The sequence below is a fragment of the Bradyrhizobium sp. Kon56 genome, assembly GCF_055807635.1.
The window spans coordinates 1-342 of the sequence record NZ_JBVVOU010000238.1; the positions used below are offsets into that span (position 1 = coordinate 1).

Annotated in this window: 1 protein-coding gene; it reads left to right on the forward strand. The window is 60.8% G+C overall.

Annotated elements, in window-relative coordinates:
* Positions 1 to 342: catalase (locus AC0L3B_RS38785; protein WP_473382967.1), on the forward strand; the 342-nt coding region annotated here is incomplete at both ends.

Consider the following 342-nt stretch of genomic DNA (forward strand, 5'->3'; position numbering starts at 1 on the left):
GGAAGAATTCCGCTCCGATGCAACCGGCCAGGCCCTGCGCACCAACCAGGGCGTGAAAATCTCTGACAACCAGAACACCCTAAAGGTCGGCGCCCGTGGCCCGTCGCTGCTGGAAGACTTCATCATGCGTGAGAAGATCACGCACTTTGACCATGAGCGCATCCCGGAGCGCATCGTGCATGCCCGCGGTACCGGCGCCCATGGCTATTTCCAGAGCTACGGTGACCATTCGGCGCTGACCAAGGCAGGTTTCCTGCGCACTCCAGAACATAAAACGCCGGTGTTCGCGCGTTTTTCCACGGTGCAGGGTCCGCGTGGTTCCGGTGACACCGTGCGTGATGT